The sequence below is a fragment of the Pseudomonas sp. OA65 genome, assembly GCF_017498305.1.
Lineage (GTDB): Bacteria > Pseudomonadota > Gammaproteobacteria > Pseudomonadales > Pseudomonadaceae > Aquipseudomonas > Aquipseudomonas zanjanensis.
Genome location: NZ_JAGDEZ010000098.1, coordinates 1 through 888, shown reverse-complemented (window position 1 = coordinate 888; position 888 = coordinate 1). Strand labels below are relative to the sequence as shown.

At 59.6% G+C, this 888-nt stretch carries 1 pseudogene; it reads left to right on the top strand.

Annotated features, from left to right (window positions below):
* A pseudogene (locus J3361_RS29835) lies at positions 1 to 888 on the top strand (sugar-binding protein); the annotation flags it as partial.

Sequence of the window (888 nt, the reverse complement as noted above, 5' to 3'; positions counted from 1 at the left end):
ACCGGGTCGTGCATAAGTCCGGCCTGGTCGAAATACTCGAAGTGATGGGCAGCAGTCAGAACCGGGTGGCCTTGCCGGTGGAGATCCGTTCACCCGCGGGGCACAAGGTCACGCTCGGCTATACGCCGTTCAGCGGCACTCACCTGATACTGGCCTGGGTCAAGGATGATTCGGGGCAAACCCTGCTGACCGTCAACCGCCAGAGCACCTCCGTCGAGGTGTTGCTGCAGCCGGTCGCCGGCCCCGGTGGAACCCCGCTGGCGCGCTTCGTTATGGCCCTGGAGGGCTCAGATAAATACGTCAACCGCATCACCCTGCCGACCGAGAACGAGGCGTCCTGGCGTTTCGGCTACGACCTGATCCGCGATCAGCTCTGCATCATCAGTGTGGAGACACCCACCGGGGGGCGTGAAGACATCTCCTATCGAGACTCCGGTCACCTGTTTCCCGCAGGCACCCAGCGCCAGGCGCTACCCCGCGTGACCCAACATCTCACCGATCCAGGCTTCGGCCAGCCGAAGATCGATGTCCGCTATACCTACAAACGCGAAGATTCTGAGAGCAGCGAGACGAATTTTCTTGGAAGAGGTCTGACGCTGCCGCCCTGGGATGATGATGGCTTGGATAACCTCTATAACCACATCGGCAGCTACGAGTACGTGTGCATTGAAACCCTCTGGGTCACTGACGACTCGGAACCCCAAGCGCGGCCGGTGCGAAAAATCGAACGCAAGTTCAACCAGTTCCACCTGCTGACCCACGAAACGACCACCCAGAACAATAACGTCAAGACCGTCGAAACCACCTACTACCTGATCGATGGCGTCGGGTTCGACCAGCAGCACAACTACTGCCAATTGCCCAAGACGGTCAAGACCACCTGGTCAT